Here is a 15210-nt window from a genome sequence, read left to right on the forward strand (position 1 = left end):
GGCTCGGGCTCCGGCTCCGGCTCCGGCTCGGCGGCCGGAGCCGCGGCCGGGGCGGCGGACGCCTCGCCGGCGTCGCCGATGACGGCGAGCTCGCCGCCGATCTCAACGGTGTCGTCCTCCTGGGCGACGATGCGCTGCAGCACGCCGGCGGCCGGGGACGGGATTTCGGTGTCGACCTTGTCGGTGGAGACCTCGAGCAGGGGTTCGTCGACCTCGACGGTCTCGCCCTCCTGCTTGAGCCACCGGGTGATCGTGCCCTCGGCGACGCTCTCGCCGAGCGCCGGCATCTGAACGGAGAAGGCCATCGGTTGCTGACTCCTCGTGGGTGTGGCGGGGTGCGGCTGTCTTTTCGCTGCTGCTGCGTGCGGCTGTCAGCCGTGCACGTGCAGCGGCTTGCCGGCCAGGGCGAGGTGGGCCTCGCCCAGAGCTTCGGTCTGGGTCGGGTGGGCGTGGACCAGCGGAGCGACGTCCTCCGGCAGCGCCTCCCAGTTGTAGATCAGCTGCGCCTCGCCGATGAGCTCACCGACGCGGTCGCCGACCATGTGCAGGCCGACGACCGGGCCGTCGGTCGCGCGGACCAGCTTGACCGCGCCCTGGGTCTTGAGGATCTGGCTCTTGCCGTTGCCGGCCAGGTCGTAGGTGAAGGTCTCCACCGAGCCGTACTGCTCCTTGGCGGCGGCTTCGGTCAGGCCCACCGAGGCGACCTCGGGGTGGCAGTAGGTCACGCGCGGGATGCCGGCCTCGTCGATCGGCTGCGGGTTCAGGCCCGCGATCTCCTCGGCGATGAAGATGCCCTGCTGGAAGCCGCGGTGCGCCAGCTGCAGGCCCGGCACGATGTCGCCGACGGCGAACACGCCCGGGACGTTGGTGCGCAGGCGCTCGTCGGTGCGCACGAAGCCGCGCTCCATGGTGACGCCGACCTGCTCGAAGCCGTGTCCGGCGGTGTTCGGGCCGCGGCCGACGGCGACCAGCAGCAGGTCGGCGTCGTAGGTCTCGCCGTTCTCCAGGCTGACCGACACGCCGTCGTCGCTCTGGGTGGCGCCGGTGAACTTCACGCCGGTCTTGAACTTGATGCCGCGCTTGCGGAAGGCGCGCTCCAGGCGCTTCGAGGCGAACTCGTCCTCGTTGGGCACCAGGTGCGGCAGCGCTTCCACGACGGTGACCTCGGCGCCGAACGAGGCCCAGACGCTTGCGAACTCCACGCCGATCACGCCGCCGCCGAGCACGACGACCTTGTTCGGGATGAAGTCCAGGTTCAGCGCCTGCTCGCTGGCGATGACGCGCCCGCCGAGCTCCAGGCCGGGCAGCGTCTTGGAGTAGGAACCGGTGGCCAGAACCACGTTCTTGCCGGTGTAGCGGGTGCCGTCGACCTCGACGGTGTTGGCGTCGACGAGGGTGCCCGCACCCTCGACCATCGTCACCTTGTGGGCCTTGGCCAGGCCCTGCAGGCCCTTGTACAGGCCCGAGATGATGTTGTCCTTGTACTTGTTGACACCGTCGATGTCGATGCCTTCGAGGGCGGCGCGCACCCCGAACTGGTCGGCGTCTCGGGTGGAATCGGCGACCTCGGCCGCGTGCAGCAGGGCCTTGGTCGGGATGCAACCTCGGTGAAGGCAGGTCCCACCGAGCTTGTCCTTTTCAATGAGGACGACGGACAGGCCGAGCTCGGCCGCGCGGAAAGCGCAGGCGTAGCCGCCCGAACCGCCGCCGAGAATGACCAGATCGGCGGACGTGTCGGTCACTTCGCACTCCTCGACAGGGCGTCATTGACTTGCGGTTGGTCGCGTGACCTGGTGGTCATGCACACCACCAGCCATCTTGTCACCACCCGAGCGGACGATGCGCGGTGGGCCGGGTGATCTGTGCTGCATTCATCACCTGGGCGCCGCGCATTCTCAGCTCGTTTTCACACTCCGCACATGTTCGCGGTGGCAAAATCGAATGCAGCCGGCCTGAATCGGTATTGGGGAGGCGAGTTCGGTGGGCTTATTCGACCGGTTCCGCAACCGCCGTCCCGGCACCGGGCGGCGCGCCACGGCCGCGGACACCGACCACCTCCGGAACTGGACGGCGCAGCGCCGCGGCGTCGAGGGCTACCTCGAACCGCAGACGTTGGTCACCGAGACGACGCTGCTGCTCATCGCCCACGACGGGGAATGGACGCGTCGGCGGATCGAGTCGCCTTCGGCGGCCGGGCGCTTCACCAGTCGGCTCGGCATCCCGCTCTACGAAGTCGCCAAGGTCGGATATCCGCAACGAATGCGCGATTACCAGGCCCGGCAGCGCATTCTCCGCAGGCGTGCGCAGCGCGCCGCCGACGAACGGCCGTGAACGCGCGAGTCGCGGTTTTCGCGGATTCGCTGCGCGCACGGCCGCGGGTGAGGGCTGAATCGATTCGTCGGTGAATCAGTTCGCGACGCGCGTCGTCGGCGTGCACCGCACCGGGAACGTCACGGACTTGGCGATGTAGCAGAGCTCGTGGGCGCGCTCGTGCAGCGCTTCGGCGACGTCGACGGTCGCCAGGTCGCAGACGGTGACCTCCGGTGCCAGCTCGATGGCCTCGAACTGACCGGTGCCGTCGGAGTTCTCGGTCAGGATGCCGCGAGCGTGGTCGTGGTAGCCGGTGACGACGACGCCGGAGTCGGCCGCGAGGTGCAGGAACCAGAGCATGTGGCACTGCGACAGCGATGCGACCAGGAGTTCCTCGGGGTTGTAGCGGTCCGCGTCACCCAGGAACACCGGGTCGGCGGAGGCGTCGATGGAGTCCTTGCCGACGGCTCGCACCTCGTGGGTGCGCTCGTAGCTGTGGTAGGAGCTGGTGCCCTGGCCGGTGTTGCCGGTCCACACCACGTCGACCTGATAGCCGTGCCTGGCCGCGGTCAGCGTGGCCGGTTGCGATTCGGTCATAAACCCATCGTGACATCGGCGCACCCCGCAGTGGTGACCTTTTCGTGACCCGGATCACAAAGACTGGGCCGAGGTCACCCCGGGTTGAACTTCTCGTTCCGCATCGTGGGCGGTTCGCCGGTTCCGCCCGGAGCCGACCGGGTTGGTCGGCTCCAGACGGCCGGCGAGTGCGGGCTCAGCCGTTCTCGGCGATGTCGGCGAGCACCGCCGCGAGGGTCCGGACCGGGACACCGGTGCCGCCCTTGGGCGTGTAGCCCCACGGCGAGTTGGTGTTGTAGGACGGGCCCGCGATGTCGATGTGCGCCCACTGCACGCCCTCGGCCACGAATTCCCGGAGGAAGATGCCCGCGGCCAGCATGCCGCCCCAGCGGTGGTTGGTGACGTTGGCCAGGTCGGCGAGCTTGGAGTCCAGGTCCGCGCGCAGCTCGTCCGGCAGCGGCATCGGCCAGCCGCCCTCGCCCACGGCCTGCGACAGCCTGGCAACCCGGTCGCGGAAGCCGTCCTCGCCCATCACGCCCGGGGTGCGGTTGCCCAGCGCGACGACCTGCGCACCGGTCAGCGTGGAGGTTTCGATCAGGTAGTCGGGCTCGTCCTCGCAGGCGCGGGCCATCGCGTCGACCAGGATCAGCCGGCCCTCGGCGTCGGTGTTGAGCACCTCGACGGTCTTGCCGCCGTACATCTTCAGCACGTCACCCGGGCGGTAGGCGGTGCCCGACGGCATGTTCTCCGCCATCGGGACGGTCGCGGTGATCTCCAGCGGGTAGTTCAGCTTCGCCGCCAGCACCATCGTCGCGATCACCGAAGCGGCACCGGACATGTCCGAGGTCATGTTCTCCATGCCCGCGCCCGGCTTCAGCGAGATGCCGCCGGTGTCGAAGGTGATGCCCTTGCCGACCAGCGCGACCTTCTTCGCGGCCTTCGGGCCCTTGTGCCGCAGTCGCACCATGCGCGGCGGGCGCGACGAGCCCGCGCCGACGCCGAGGATGCCGCCGAAGCCCTGCTTGCGCAGCGCCGCCTCGTCGAGGACCTCGACCTCCAGGCCCGCGGCCTTGGCCAGCTCGGTGGCGCGCTCGGCGAAGGAGGCCGGGAACAGGTCGTTCGGCGGGGTGTTGATCAGGTCGCGGGCGGTGTTGACCGCCTCGCCGATCGCGGTGCCGCCCTTGAGCGCGTGGGTGGCGGTGTCGGCCTTGGCGTCGGCGACCACGAAGTCCACCGCGGCCACCGGGCCGTCACCGTTGCTCGACTTGTACTGGGTGAAGGCGTAGGCGCCCATGACCGTGCCCTGCACCGCAGCGGGCAGGTCGGCGGCGGGCAGGGTGGTCGCGGCGTGCTCCACACCGGACAGCGCGCGGGCGGCGGCACCGGAGGCGCGGCGGACGGCCTCGGCGCTCGGGCCGTCCTCGCCGGCCTTGCCCAGGCCGACGGCCACCAGCACGGTCGCGGCCAGCCCGTGGGCGGGCAGCTTGACGACCTCATCGGCCTTCCCGCTCGCGCCCAGCGAGGTCAGCACCTTGACCAGGTCGCCGTCGAAGGCCGTGGCGACCGGCTCGGCACCGGGTGCGAGCCGCAGGCCGTCGGCGCCGGAAACGGTGCCGATGACGAGCGCGTCCGCGCTCAGCTTGGCCACCGCGGTGTCGGTGAGTGCGAGTTTCGGGGTCGTCACGTGGTCATCCTCCGGATCGGTGCCTTTCCCGCACTCTAGAACGCCGGGTCCGCCGATGATCGGCGTGTTCACCGTGAGCGTGGCGGGAGGGCAGTGGTCATCACGTCCGTCATACGCTCACCGGCGGTCTCCCGCCATGAGTCAGCCGACAGGAGGCTGAAGTGCCCGCACTCGTCTGCAAGGGTGGTCCGGTGACCCGACAGGTGGAAACGGACAGCCGGGCGGTGACCGGCCGCGACGCGTTACCGCTCGCGCTCAGCGGCATGGTCGGCATCGGCGTGCTGCTCGGACCCGCACCCGCAGCGGCGGCGGCCGGACCGTGGGCGCCGCTGGGACTGCTGATCGCGCTGCTGGCAGCGGTGTGCGCGTCCTCGGCTGTCGCCCACCAGTCCCGAGCCCACCACGGGCCCGGCGCGACCTACGCGTGCGTGCGCGAGCGGATGGGCCTGCTGCCCGCCCGCATCGGAGCCTCGGCCCACCTGGCCGCGCAGGTCGCCGCGATCGCCGCGATCGCCCGCGTGATCGGCGAGTTCTTCCTGCCGTCGGCCAGCGCCCTGGTGGCGGGGGCGGTGATCCTGCTCGTGGTCCTCTCGGCGACCACCGGGCTTCGGATCCGCGGTGCCGCGGCCTGGTTGTGGGTCGCGCTGAGCCTGGCGGTGATCGTGCTCGTGGTGGCGATCTGCTTCGCCATCGACCCGGTCGGAGGACTACCCGCGCACGTCGATCCCGGCGCCTCCAACGAGAGCGCCGTGGGGATCATCGGCGCAGGTGGGGTGCTGTTCCTCGCGTTCACCGGCTTCGAGCGACTCGCCGCGCCCACCGAGGACGGCGACCGCGCGCCCTGGGCGGTGACCCGCCGCCTCACCACGATCTCGCTGGTCGTGGTGACGGTGCTGCTGGCGGCGATGACGGCCGCCCTGACCTACCAGCTCGGCTGGGAGCGGCTGGCGCTGTCGCCGATGCCGATCCGCGACGTCCTCACCGCCGCCGCGGCCGCCGACCTGGTGCCGCTGGTGTGCGTCGGGGCGGCCGTCGCGCTGCTGCCGGTGCTGCTGGGCGCGCTGGAATCGCTGCGCTCGACGGGGCTGGGGATGGTGCGCGACGGCGAGCTCCCGCGAGTCCTGGGCCGCACCGGTCCGGCCGGAACCCCGTACCTGCTCGACCTGATCGCCGGGGTCGCGGCGGTGATCGTCTCCCAGCTGATCGACCCGATCGCGTTGATGTCCTTCGCGGCCTGCGCGCTGCTCCTGCACTACGCTCTTGCCAACGCAGGCGCCCGTTTGCTGCTCTCCGATGGACCCACTTGGCCCATGCGGGGTGCATGCCTTGGGATGGGTTTGTCGGTCGTGCTGGCGATGAGCATGCCGGTTTCTGCGATGCTGACAACGCTCGGAGTGGTTGTTGTCGGTCCTTTGCTGGCGGGAATCGTTTCGCGCCGGTGGAAATGAGGCGGTCATGCCCAACTCGATTGTGGACGAGATGACCTGGAATTCTCAGCGCTACCAGTGGTCCTCGGGCGACGAGGTGCTCTACAGCTTCTGGCGCCTGGACGGCTCGCTCGGGAACGTGCACCCGGCTCGCGTCGTCTCCGACGACGGCGAGGAGCTGCTGTGCTGGGTGCTGCCGGACACCCCGGTTCGGACCACGACCTCCCCGGACGGGCGGCACCCGCGTGAATTGCCGCTCGCGGAGCGGTTCTCCGGACCGCGCGTGCCGGCCCTGTCGACCTGGCGCGGTACCTCGACGTTGCGCTTGGTCCACGAGAACCGGTGGTCGTCGGTGTGGTGGTTCTTCGAACCCAGCGGGGAATTCCGGAACTGGTACGTCAATCTCGAAATCCCGCGCGGCCGGGACGAATACGGCGTGCGGCGGGTCGACGGCGTGCTGGACGTGGAGGTCATGGCGGACGGCAGTTGGTCCTGGAAGGACGAGGACGAGCTCGACGACGCGCTGGCCGCAGGCCGTTTCAGCCACGCCGAACTGGCGAAGCTGCGCGCCGAGGGTGAGGAGATGATCTCCCTGGCCAAGGACGGCGCGTTCCCCTTCGACGGGACCTACTGCGACGCCCGCCCGGACCCGTCCTGGTCCGTGCCGAAGCTCCCCGCGCACCTGCTCAGCTGATTCACGCGGCGTCAGCCGCTTTCTCCAGAGCTCGCACCGCTCAGCAAGACGAGTGGAACGAGTGAAGAGTCAGCTGATCGAGATGAACAGCAGAAGGGTGATCACCGCGACCAGGACGGTCGTGCCGACCACCGAGCCGGTGGTCACCTGCTGCGGGAACCACTGCTGGTACTTGTTGCGCCACCAGAAGGCCCAGCCCGCGGCCCCGATCGCCGCGAGGACGACGCCGAACACGCCGATCCAGGCGTAGCCGAGGGTGAGCAGCATGCCCGCGCCGAACGGCATCAGGCCGGCCAGCACACCAGCGCGGACGTCCTGCGGGACCGAGGTGGGCTGCGGCGCGGGGGTGTTCTGGGCCTGCGTCATGGCTCCATCATATGTCGCCCGCCGCGGAGGAATCAGCAGAATCTCCGCGTCCGTTTAGCAACGCCCGGATACTTGGATGACCAACTGACGCCAAGCCGGTTTTCACTGCTCCAGCGCACGCGATACCGTACGCGCATGAACGGAGAACTGTCTTTCACCCGGACCCCCAACCCGCAACCGGTCTCAGCCGAGCGCCGCGCGGAGGTACTGGAGAATCCCGGGTTCGGCAAGTTCTTCACCGACCACATGGTGACGATCAAGTGGTCCGAGGACCAGGGCTGGCACGACGCCCGCCTGGAGGCGTACCACACGCTGGAGTTCGACCCGGCGACGTCGGTCCTGCACTACGCGCAGGCGATCTTCGAGGGGCTCAAGGCCTACCGCCAGCCCGATGGCTCGATCGCGGCGTTCCGCCCGGACGCCAACGCCCGCCGTTTCCGCAGCTCCGCGAACCGGATCGCGATGGCGGAGTTGCCCGAGGAGCTGTTCCTCGAATCGCTGCGCGAGCTGGTCGCGGTGGATCGCGACTGGGTGCCCAGCACTGGTGAGAGCTCGCTGTACCTGCGGCCCTTCATGGTCTCCACCGAGATCGGCCTGGGCGTGAACCACCCGTCGAAGACCTACCTGTACTCGCTGATCGCCTCGCCGGCCGGCTCCTACTTCGCCGGTGGCGTGAAGCCGGTGACGGTGTGGCTGAGCCACGAGTACGTGCGCGCCGCTCCCGGTGGCACCGGCGCGGCCAAGTTCGCGGGCAACTACGCGGCGTCGTTCCTGGCGCAGGCGCAGGCCGTGGAGCAGGGCTGCGACCAGGTGGTCTGGCTGGACGCCTGCGACCGGCACACGGTCGAGGAGATGGGCGGCATGAACCTGTTCTTCGTGTTCGGCTCCGGTGCCGACGCGAAGCTGGTGACCCCGGCGCTGAGCGGCAGCCTGCTGCCCGGCGTGACCCGGTCCTCGCTGCTGGAGCTGGGCAAGGAGCTCGGCATGCAGGTCGAGGAGCGCAAGATCACCGTCGAGGAGTGGGAGAAGGCGGCCACCACCGGCGAGCTCACCGAGGTCTTCGCCTGCGGCACTGCCGCGGTGATCACCCCGGTCGGTCACGTCAAGCACCGCGACGGCGAGTTCGGCGTCGCCGACGGCCGGCCCGGCGAGGTCACGATGAAGCTCCGCGAGCGCCTGACCGCGATCCAGTACGGCACGGTCGAGGACACCCACGGCTGGATGACCAAGCTCGGCTGAGCACCTGGTCCACCGACGCCCCTTGCGGTTGATCGCAGGGGGCGTCGTCGTGTCTAGAAGTCGAGGCGGGTGACCTTGTCCGGGTGCAGGACGATGCGGAACCAGGTCCCAGCGCGGAGTCCGGCGAGGTCGTGCGCGCGGCTCGGGTCGTCGAGGTCCCAGTACCGGGCCGCGAGGCGTTCCACCAGCTCGGGCGCTCCGCCGGTTTCCACCGAGGTGCGGCCGGCGACCGACACCCAGCGTTCGCGTTCGGTCGCGGGTGCGGCGACGACCAGCGACGCCCGGGGATCGCGCCGCAGGCGCTCGACCTTGGGCGAGGCGGGGTCGGTGAACAGCTCGATCGTGCCCTCGGTGGTGGCCTCGAACCACACCGGCCGGGGCTGCGGCGGGGTCGGGCCTGCGGCCACCGACAGGAAGCCGTGCAGCGGGCGGCGGAGGAATTCGAGGTCCTGTGCGCTCAGCGTGCTCATGCCGACGATTCAACGCCCCGATCCTGGACGGTTCCATGGGTGAGAAGCCGGATCACCTGCGTCATCGTCTAACGTCGGTGATGTGGACGCGTTCGGTGACCTCTTCCGGGGGCTGCGGGCCCAGGGCTCGTTGTTCGGCAGCTCGACGCTGACGCCGCCGTGGTCGCTGCACTTCGTGGACGGAGCACCGCTGACCCTGTGCACCGTCCTCGACGGACAGGGCTGGATCGTGCCGGGGCGCGGCGAGCCCGAACCGCTGCGGGACCGCGACACGGTCGTGGTCCGCGGACCTGCGACGTTCACCTTCGTCGACGAGATCGGCACCTCGGCGGAACCGCTGGCGTGCGGCGAGTTCTGCGCGACTCCCGAGCTGGGCGGCACGCGGCACCGGCTCGGCTGGCACGACCCGGGCCAGGGGAGCGGGACGACGTTGATCGTCGGCGCCTACCCGCTGCGCGGCGAGATCAGCCGAAGGCTGCTGGAAGCCCTGCCGGTCGTGCTGCGCGTGGAGTCGGGCGGCACGGGTGATCCGGTGCTCGACCACCTCGCCGCCGAGGTGGCGGTGGACGCGCCGGGTCAGCAGCTGGTGCTCGACCGGCTGCTGGACTGGATGCTCGTCTGCACCTTGCGCGAGTGGTTCGACCGTCCCGGCGGTGAACCTCCGGCCTGGTGGGAGGCTCAGCGGGACCCGGTCGCGGGCGAGGCGCTGCGCCTGCTGCACGCGGAACCGGCGACGTCGTGGACGGTCGCCTCGCTCGCCGGGCGCATCGGGGTGTCGCGCTCGACGCTGGCCAAGCGGTTCACCGATCTGGTCGGTGAACCGCCGCTGACCTACCTCACCCGCTGGCGCATGACCCTCGCGGCGGACCTGCTGACCGAGCGCGGCTCGGCGACCATCGGCGAGATCGCTCGCACCGTCGGCTACGCCGATCCCTTCACCTTCAGCGCCGCGTTCAAGCGCATCCGCGGCACGACGCCGAGCGCCCACCGCCGAGCGATCTGAGGGTCTAGAACTGCCCGAGCGTCGCGCCCACCAGGACGACGGTCGTCGCGAGCTCCGAGGCCGCGCCCAGGACGTCGCCGGTGATCCCGCCGAAGCGGCGGCCGACGTGCCGGGTGAACAGCAGCAGCACCCCCGCCGCGACCAGGACGGACACCGCGGCGGCCGGGCTGATCAGCGCGGCGGCGAGCGTCGCCGCGAGCCACCAGGCGATCACCAGCCACAGCGGCTGGCTCCCGGCGACGAGCGCACCCATGCCCTCCGGGCGCGCCGACGGCAGGCCGCTGCGGCAGCACAGCACGAACGCCGCGCGCCCGGTGGCGCAGGCCAGCGCCAGCACCCACGGGGTCTGCGCGACCGCACCGATGCTGACGGCCTGCACGCCGATCACCAGGATCAGCGCGACCACCGCGAACGGTCCCGCGCCGCCGTCGCGCATCACCTGCAGCGCGCGTTCCGGAGGTCCGTAGCAGCCGAGACCGTCGACGGTGTCGGCCAGACCGTCCACGTGCATGCCCCGGGTGATCAGCACCAGCAGCGCCACCACGAGCAGGCCCGCGAGCAGCGGGGGAGCGCCCAGCGAGCTCAGCGCCCACAGCACCAGCGCCCCGGCGCCGCCGACGAGCGCCCCGACCAGCGGTGCGAAGGAGATCGCCTGCCGGCACGAGCGGTCATCGACCTGTCTCGCGGGCCACGGCAGCACCGTCAGCCAGGACACCGCCAGCCGCAGACCGTCGGTCACGCCCCGGCCTCTCCGGCGACGCCGGCTTCGTCGAACGTGGCCATCTCACCGAGCACCTTCACCGCCGCGGTCAGCACCGGCAGCGCAGTGAGCGCGCCGGAACCTTCGCCGAGCCGCAGCCGCATGTCCAGCACCGGCTCCAGGTCGAGGTGCTGGAGCACCAGCGGTCCGCCCGGTTCGGCGGACCGGTGCCCGGCCAGCCACCACTGCCGCGCTCCGGGCGCGAGCTCCTCGGCGACCAGCGCCGCCGCTCCGACGACGACCCCGTCCAGCATCACCGGGGTCTTGCGCACGGCGGCCTGCGCGAGGAAGCCCGCGAGGGCGGCGATGTCGGCGCCGGTGGAGGTGCGCAGCAGCGCGATCGGGTCGTTGTGCACCTTGCGGGCCCGGCGCAGCGCGTCGCGGATCGCCGCGGTCTTGCGCATCCACGCGTGGTCGTCGATGCCGGTGCCGCGCCCGACGACGGCGACCGGTTCGGTGCCGGTGAGCAGCGAGATCAGCACGGCGGCGGGCGTGGTGTTGCCGATGCCCATGTCCCCGGCGATGAGCAGGTCGGCCCCGGAGTCGACCTCCTCGTCGGCGATCGTCCGCCCGGCCTGGACGGCGGCCCGGACCTCCTCGTCGGTCAGCGCGTCCTCGCGGTCGATCGCCCCGGAACCGCGCCGCACCTTGTGCGCGCTGACCGCCGGCGGCGTGTCGACGGTGACCGACATGTCCACCACGCGCACGGTCGCTCCGGCGTGCGAGGCCAGCACGTTGACGGCCGCGCCACCGGAGAGGAAGTTGCTGACCATCTGGCCGGTCACCTCGGGCGGGTAGGCCGACACGCCGTGCTGGGCGATGCCGTGGTCACCTGCGAAGACGACCACGCGGGCGCGCGCGGGCGCGTGCGGCGGGCACACGCCCTGCCGCGCGGCGAACCACACGCCGAGCTCTTCCAGCCGTCCCAGCGACCCGGCCGGCTTGGTCAACTGCGCCTGCCGCGCCACGGCTTCCCGGGATGCCTGCTCGTCGGGTGCGGGAACGGGCGGGAACTCGATCGTGCCGGGGTCGTTCTGTTCGGTGGGCAAGCGAAACCTCCGTGTTCAAAAACCGCAGCTCAGCAGGGTTCTCCGAAGCTCACCGGATCCGCAGCGGGCATCCGGCGACCAGCAGCAGCACCTCGTCGCACACCGCCGCCAACCGGGCGTTGAGCGAGCCGAGCTCGTCCCGGAACAGCCTTCCAGACCGGGTCCCGGGCACGACGCCGAGGCCGACCTCCGCCGACACCAGCACGACGCGCGCGGCGCTCGCCGACACGGCCTCGACCAGCGCGTCGCAGTGCGCCGCGACGACGTCCAGCGCCGCCGGATCGCGCTCCCAGGCCCCGGCGTCGTCGAGCACCCCGGTCAGCCAGGTGGCCAGATCATCCACCAGCACGGGGTCGCCCCCGGAGGCCTCGGCGAGAACCCGCCGCAGCGACTCGGAGTCCGGCGCCTCCACGGTCCGCCAGCAGTCGGGCCGCCGCGCCACGTGCTTGGCGATCCGCTCGTTCCACTCGCCGTCCGAAGGATCCCGCCGCGCGGTGGCCACGTAGGTCACCGCGGCGTCCTCGGGCACCAACCCCTCGGCATGCGCCGACTTCCCGGACCGAGCCCCACCCAGCACCAACGACCGCACGAAAACCTCCGCTCAACAACCGCCGAGACCGTACCCGGAGGAGGGCCCCGACCGGCCCAGTGGTGCCCACGCTCACCGGAGGTGGTTCTGGTCCGAATTGACCGGGCGAATCGGACATTGATCATGGACGGTTCGAACCGAAACTGCCCACCGGTGACCCACTCCAGCCACGATCGCGAGGGCCTTCCCCGAGGAAGCCCCCGACTGGCGCTGCCCCGCTAGTGCTTCGCGGTGTAGGGGGCTGGGGCGGGGAGGTCGGCGTTCTCGCGGACCCTGGTGGCGTGGCGGTCGATGGAGGTGAGGGCGGCGGCGACGTCGTCCGCGGTGACCTCGAAGGGCATCGAGTGGATCGTCTCGCCTTCGGCGGTTGCCGCGGTGGCCACGGCGCGCACCGACTCGGTGTCGTCGGGGCGGATGCCGACCTCGGTGAGGGTGGTGGGCAGGCCGACGGCCGTGGTGAACTCGATGAAGTCGCGCAGGTCGCCCGGGGTGGCGCCTTCCAGGACCAGCTGGGCCACTGAGCCGAGGTTGACCTTCTGACCGTGGGCCAGGCCGTGGGTGGCGGCGACCGAGGTCAGGCCGTTGTGGACCGCGTGGGCCGCGGCGAGTCCGCCCGACTCGAAGCCCAGGCCGGAGAGCAGCGTGTTGGCCTCGATGACCTTCTCGACCGCCGGGGTCACCTGGTGGTCGCGGACCGCGTCGATGGCTGGCAGCGCGTTCTCCCACAGGACGTCCCAGCTGAGCTTCGCCAGCGCGGTGCCGGTGAGCGTGGGCAGGCCCCCGGCCATCGTCTTCGAGCCGGACCGGGAGGTGGCGCGGGCCTCCAGCCAGGTGGCGAGCGCGTCGCCGACACCGGCGATCAGGAACTCCGCGGGGGCGTTGGCGACGACCTGCGAATCGACCAGGACGAGATCGGGGTTGCGCGGGAAGAAGCGGTACGCCTCGAACTCGCCGTCCTCGGTGTAGATCACCGACAGCGCGCTGCAGGGCGCATCGGTCGAAGCCACCGTGGGAGCGTTGGCCCAGCGGATCCCGGCGATGTGCCCGGCCGCCTTCACCGCGTCGATGGTGCTGCCACCACCGATCGCGACCACGACGTCGGCGCCGGACGAGGTGATCTCGCCGACGAGCCGGTCCACCTCTCGCGAGCTCGGGTTCCCGCTGAAGTCCCTGCGGTCGACCGGGAGACCCGCTCGGGTCAGCGAGGCCTCGACGTCATGACCGACGAACCCCCACACCACGCCGTCGGCGACCAGGAGCGGTTTCGAGCCGAGTTGGGCGAGGTACTGGCCGAGCTGGTCGATCGCTCCCTTGCCCTGGACGTATCGGCCGGGGCTGATCATCGTGCGGATCGTCATGGTTGCCGTTCCTTCGGGCCTCGATGCGATGGATCGGCCGAGCGTAGGAGCGGTGCACGCGCGGCTGCAGGGTGAGCGTGTCTCATCTTGAGACGAAAAAATCCGCCCCGCTCACGTGGGTGAGCGGGGCGGATCTCGAAGCTCGGGATCAGCCGATCTTGGCGATGTCCTTGGGGGTGTAGCGCGGGCGCGGGACACGCAGCTTGCGGATCTGCATGGCTCGGGTGAAGGCGTACCAGCCCAGCGAGAACGGCCGGTCCTTGTGGTCCGGGAACTTGGCGCGGACCCGCTTGTTGACGTAGCGACCCAGCAGCGTGCCCTCGACGACCATCATGATCAGCAGGGCCAGGCAGAACAGCGTCGCGTACTGCTGGATGAGCATGTTCTGCGCCAGCGTGGTGGCGAAGACGATCAGCACCAGCGGCATGAACAGGCCCATCAGGTGCCTGCGGGTGTCGACCAGGTCGCGGACGTGGGCACGGACCGGGCCCTTGTCACGCGGCATCAGGTAGCGGTCGTCGCCCTGCATCATGCGCTCGCGGCGCTCGGTGGCGGCCTTGCGGCGCTCGTCCTTGTTGCCCCGAGCGCGCTTGACCGCCTCGCGCTGCGTCATCGGCGGCGGCGGGACCGGGCCGCGCCGCCTGCCCTCGGCCTCGCGCCGCGAAGGCGTGGGCTTCCCCTTCTTGGGGGTGTGATTCTGCGCGCGCTCCTCCGCGGACTGCTCTGCGTCGTTCTCGGAGTCCGTGCTTGCGGTCTGCTCAGCGCTGCTGCGGCGAAGGAACCTCACCCCTCCAGGTTATTCGACGCGTCGAGCGGGCTTGCAGGAGACCGTCCGGTTCGTCCTGCGCCTACCACGTCACACCTGATCCGGGCGTGCTTGTGCCACCATGTAGGGAGGAGACAACAACGTCCCCGGGTTCGCCCGCGGGAATACCCCGGGTCCGGTCGTGGTTGAACGTCACGCCGGAATCGGAGAGCGAGACCACGAGGGAGTGTCCATGACCGCCCCGAACACTGTTACCGAGACCGAGGCGCCTGCCCACGGTGTCACGCTGACCGACTCTGCTGCCCAGAAGGCCAAGGCCCTGCTGGACCAGGAGGGTCGCGACGACATGCACCTGCGCATCGCCGTGCAGCCGGGTGGCTGCGCCGGTCTGCGCTACCAGCTCTTCTTCGACGAGCGCAGCCTCGACGGCGACGCGCGCCGCGACTTCGAGGGCCTCGGCGTGGTCGTCGACCGGATGAGCGCCCCGTACCTGGAGGGCGCGGTCATCGACTTCGTCGACTCCATCGAGAAGCAGGGCTTCACGATCGACAACCCCAACGCCGGCGGTTCGTGCGCCTGCGGCGACTCGTTCCACTGACGAGCAACCCGTTCTGGCAGGAGGCCGGCACCCGCTCGGGTGCCGGCCTCGTTGCTGTTCAGGCCGTGCTGACGACGCGGACGATCTCGTCGTCGAGCACGATCTCGTCGCCGTCGACGAGCTGGCGGCCGCGGCGGGTCTCCACCGCGCCGTTGACCATGACCAGGCCCTCTTCCAGCACGTCCTTGGCTTCGGCGCCGTGCTCGACCAGCCCGGACAGCTTGAGCAGCTGACCCAGCCGGATCATGTCGTCGGAGATCTCCACTTCGCGCATGCCCCCATTGTCTGCCGCCGCCCCTGGTCGCGGCGTGGGGGCACGAC

General features: G+C 70.8%; 18 protein-coding genes. 6 read left to right on the forward strand and 12 right to left on the reverse strand.

What is annotated here, in order from left to right; translation table 11 throughout:
* Window positions 1-305: biotin/lipoyl-containing protein (locus tag E1181_RS03995; RefSeq protein WP_328590838.1), on the reverse strand; the 305-nt coding region annotated here is incomplete at its 3' end.
* A 66-nt stretch (window positions 306-371) separates the two neighbouring features.
* Window positions 372-1742 carry a dihydrolipoyl dehydrogenase gene (gene lpdA, locus E1181_RS04000; RefSeq protein WP_132672521.1) on the reverse strand — a complete coding sequence of 457 codons (1371 nt, stop codon included), beginning with the start codon at window positions 1740-1742 and terminating at the stop codon, window positions 372-374.
* 238 nt (window positions 1743-1980) lie between these two features.
* Here lpdA and E1181_RS04005 point away from each other — a divergent pair, with 238 nt between their 5' ends.
* Window positions 1981-2331 (forward strand): oxidoreductase, encoded by a 351-nt coding sequence (locus tag E1181_RS04005; RefSeq protein ID WP_132672522.1) that lies wholly within the window; start codon window positions 1981-1983, stop codon window positions 2329-2331.
* Window positions 2332-2406: 75 nt separating this feature from the next.
* Here E1181_RS04005 and E1181_RS04010 read toward each other — a convergent pair whose 3' ends face one another.
* Together E1181_RS04010 and E1181_RS04015 are read right to left on the reverse strand one after the other, a co-directional pair.
* Window positions 2407-2907 carry an OsmC family protein gene (locus tag E1181_RS04010; protein ID WP_132672523.1) on the reverse strand — a complete coding sequence of 167 codons (501 nt, stop codon included), beginning with the start codon at window positions 2905-2907 and terminating at the stop codon, window positions 2407-2409.
* A gap of 175 nt (window positions 2908-3082) precedes the next feature.
* A complete protein-coding gene (locus E1181_RS04015) occupies window positions 3083-4570 on the reverse strand; it encodes a leucyl aminopeptidase (protein WP_132672524.1) in 1488 nt (495 codons plus the stop codon).
* A 191-nt stretch (window positions 4571-4761) separates the two neighbouring features.
* Between E1181_RS04015 and E1181_RS04020 the strand changes: the two genes are divergently transcribed.
* Together E1181_RS04020 and E1181_RS04025 are read left to right on the forward strand one after the other, a co-directional pair.
* Window positions 4762-6018: an APC family permease gene (locus tag E1181_RS04020; protein WP_132672525.1), complete on the forward strand. Its 1257-nt coding sequence runs from the start codon at window positions 4762-4764 to the stop codon at window positions 6016-6018.
* Window positions 6019-6025: 7 nt separating this feature from the next.
* Window positions 6026-6691 carry a DUF402 domain-containing protein gene (locus E1181_RS04025; protein ID WP_235876108.1) on the forward strand — a complete coding sequence of 222 codons (666 nt, stop codon included), beginning with the start codon at window positions 6026-6028 and terminating at the stop codon, window positions 6689-6691.
* A gap of 69 nt (window positions 6692-6760) precedes the next feature.
* On the opposite strand, the gene E1181_RS04030 is transcribed toward E1181_RS04025, so the two are convergent.
* Window positions 6761-7057 (reverse strand): hypothetical protein, encoded by a 297-nt coding sequence (locus E1181_RS04030; RefSeq protein WP_132672526.1) that lies wholly within the window; start codon window positions 7055-7057, stop codon window positions 6761-6763.
* Between the two features lie 135 nt (window positions 7058-7192).
* On the opposite strand from E1181_RS04030, the gene E1181_RS04035 reads away from it, so the two are divergent.
* Window positions 7193-8296 carry a branched-chain amino acid aminotransferase gene (locus tag E1181_RS04035; RefSeq protein WP_132672527.1) on the forward strand — a complete coding sequence of 368 codons (1104 nt, stop codon included), beginning with the start codon at window positions 7193-7195 and terminating at the stop codon, window positions 8294-8296.
* A 53-nt stretch (window positions 8297-8349) separates the two neighbouring features.
* Here the strand turns inward: E1181_RS04035 and E1181_RS04040 are convergent, their stop codons facing one another.
* The gene (locus E1181_RS04040) at window positions 8350-8766 is read right to left on the reverse strand and encodes a pyridoxamine 5'-phosphate oxidase family protein (RefSeq protein WP_132672528.1); all 417 of its coding nucleotides are present in this window, start codon (window positions 8764-8766) and stop codon (window positions 8350-8352) included.
* Window positions 8767-8848: 82 nt separating this feature from the next.
* Between E1181_RS04040 and E1181_RS04045 the strand changes: the two genes are divergently transcribed.
* Window positions 8849-9769 (forward strand): AraC family transcriptional regulator, encoded by a 921-nt coding sequence (locus E1181_RS04045; RefSeq protein ID WP_132672529.1) that lies wholly within the window; start codon window positions 8849-8851, stop codon window positions 9767-9769.
* Between the two features lie 4 nt (window positions 9770-9773).
* On the opposite strand, the gene cobS is transcribed toward E1181_RS04045, so the two are convergent.
* The 5 genes from cobS to E1181_RS04070 form a co-directional block, all read right to left on the reverse strand.
* A complete protein-coding gene (gene cobS / locus E1181_RS04050) occupies window positions 9774-10508 on the reverse strand; it encodes an adenosylcobinamide-GDP ribazoletransferase (protein ID WP_235876116.1) in 735 nt (244 codons plus the stop codon).
* Entirely contained in the window at window positions 10505-11578 is a 1074-nt protein-coding gene (gene cobT / locus E1181_RS04055; RefSeq protein ID WP_132672530.1) for a nicotinate-nucleotide--dimethylbenzimidazole phosphoribosyltransferase, read from the reverse strand. Before cobT ends, cobS begins: the two co-directional genes overlap by 4 nt.
* 49 nt (window positions 11579-11627) lie before the next feature.
* Window positions 11628-12167 (reverse strand): bifunctional adenosylcobinamide kinase/adenosylcobinamide-phosphate guanylyltransferase, encoded by a 540-nt coding sequence (cobU, locus tag E1181_RS04060; protein ID WP_132672531.1) that lies wholly within the window; start codon window positions 12165-12167, stop codon window positions 11628-11630.
* Window positions 12168-12385: 218 nt separating this feature from the next.
* The gene (locus tag E1181_RS04065; RefSeq protein ID WP_132672532.1) at window positions 12386-13525 is read right to left on the reverse strand and encodes a glycerol dehydrogenase; all 1140 of its coding nucleotides are present in this window, start codon (window positions 13523-13525) and stop codon (window positions 12386-12388) included.
* Window positions 13526-13673: 148 nt separating this feature from the next.
* On the reverse strand, window positions 13674-14312 hold the full coding sequence (locus tag E1181_RS04070; RefSeq protein ID WP_132672533.1) for a DUF3043 domain-containing protein: 639 nt from the start codon (window positions 14310-14312) through the stop codon (window positions 13674-13676).
* Window positions 14313-14523: 211 nt separating this feature from the next.
* On the opposite strand from E1181_RS04070, the gene E1181_RS04075 reads away from it, so the two are divergent.
* A complete protein-coding gene (locus E1181_RS04075; protein ID WP_132672534.1) occupies window positions 14524-14889 on the forward strand; it encodes a HesB/IscA family protein in 366 nt (121 codons plus the stop codon).
* Window positions 14890-14947: 58 nt separating this feature from the next.
* On the opposite strand, the gene E1181_RS04080 is transcribed toward E1181_RS04075, so the two are convergent.
* The gene (locus E1181_RS04080; RefSeq protein WP_132672535.1) at window positions 14948-15163 is read right to left on the reverse strand and encodes an RNA-binding S4 domain-containing protein; all 216 of its coding nucleotides are present in this window, start codon (window positions 15161-15163) and stop codon (window positions 14948-14950) included.
* Window positions 15164-15210: the final 47 nt, after the last annotated feature.

It is taken from the genome of Saccharopolyspora terrae (assembly GCF_004348435.1).
Classification (GTDB): Bacteria; Actinomycetota; Actinomycetes; order Mycobacteriales; family Pseudonocardiaceae; genus Saccharopolyspora; species Saccharopolyspora endophytica.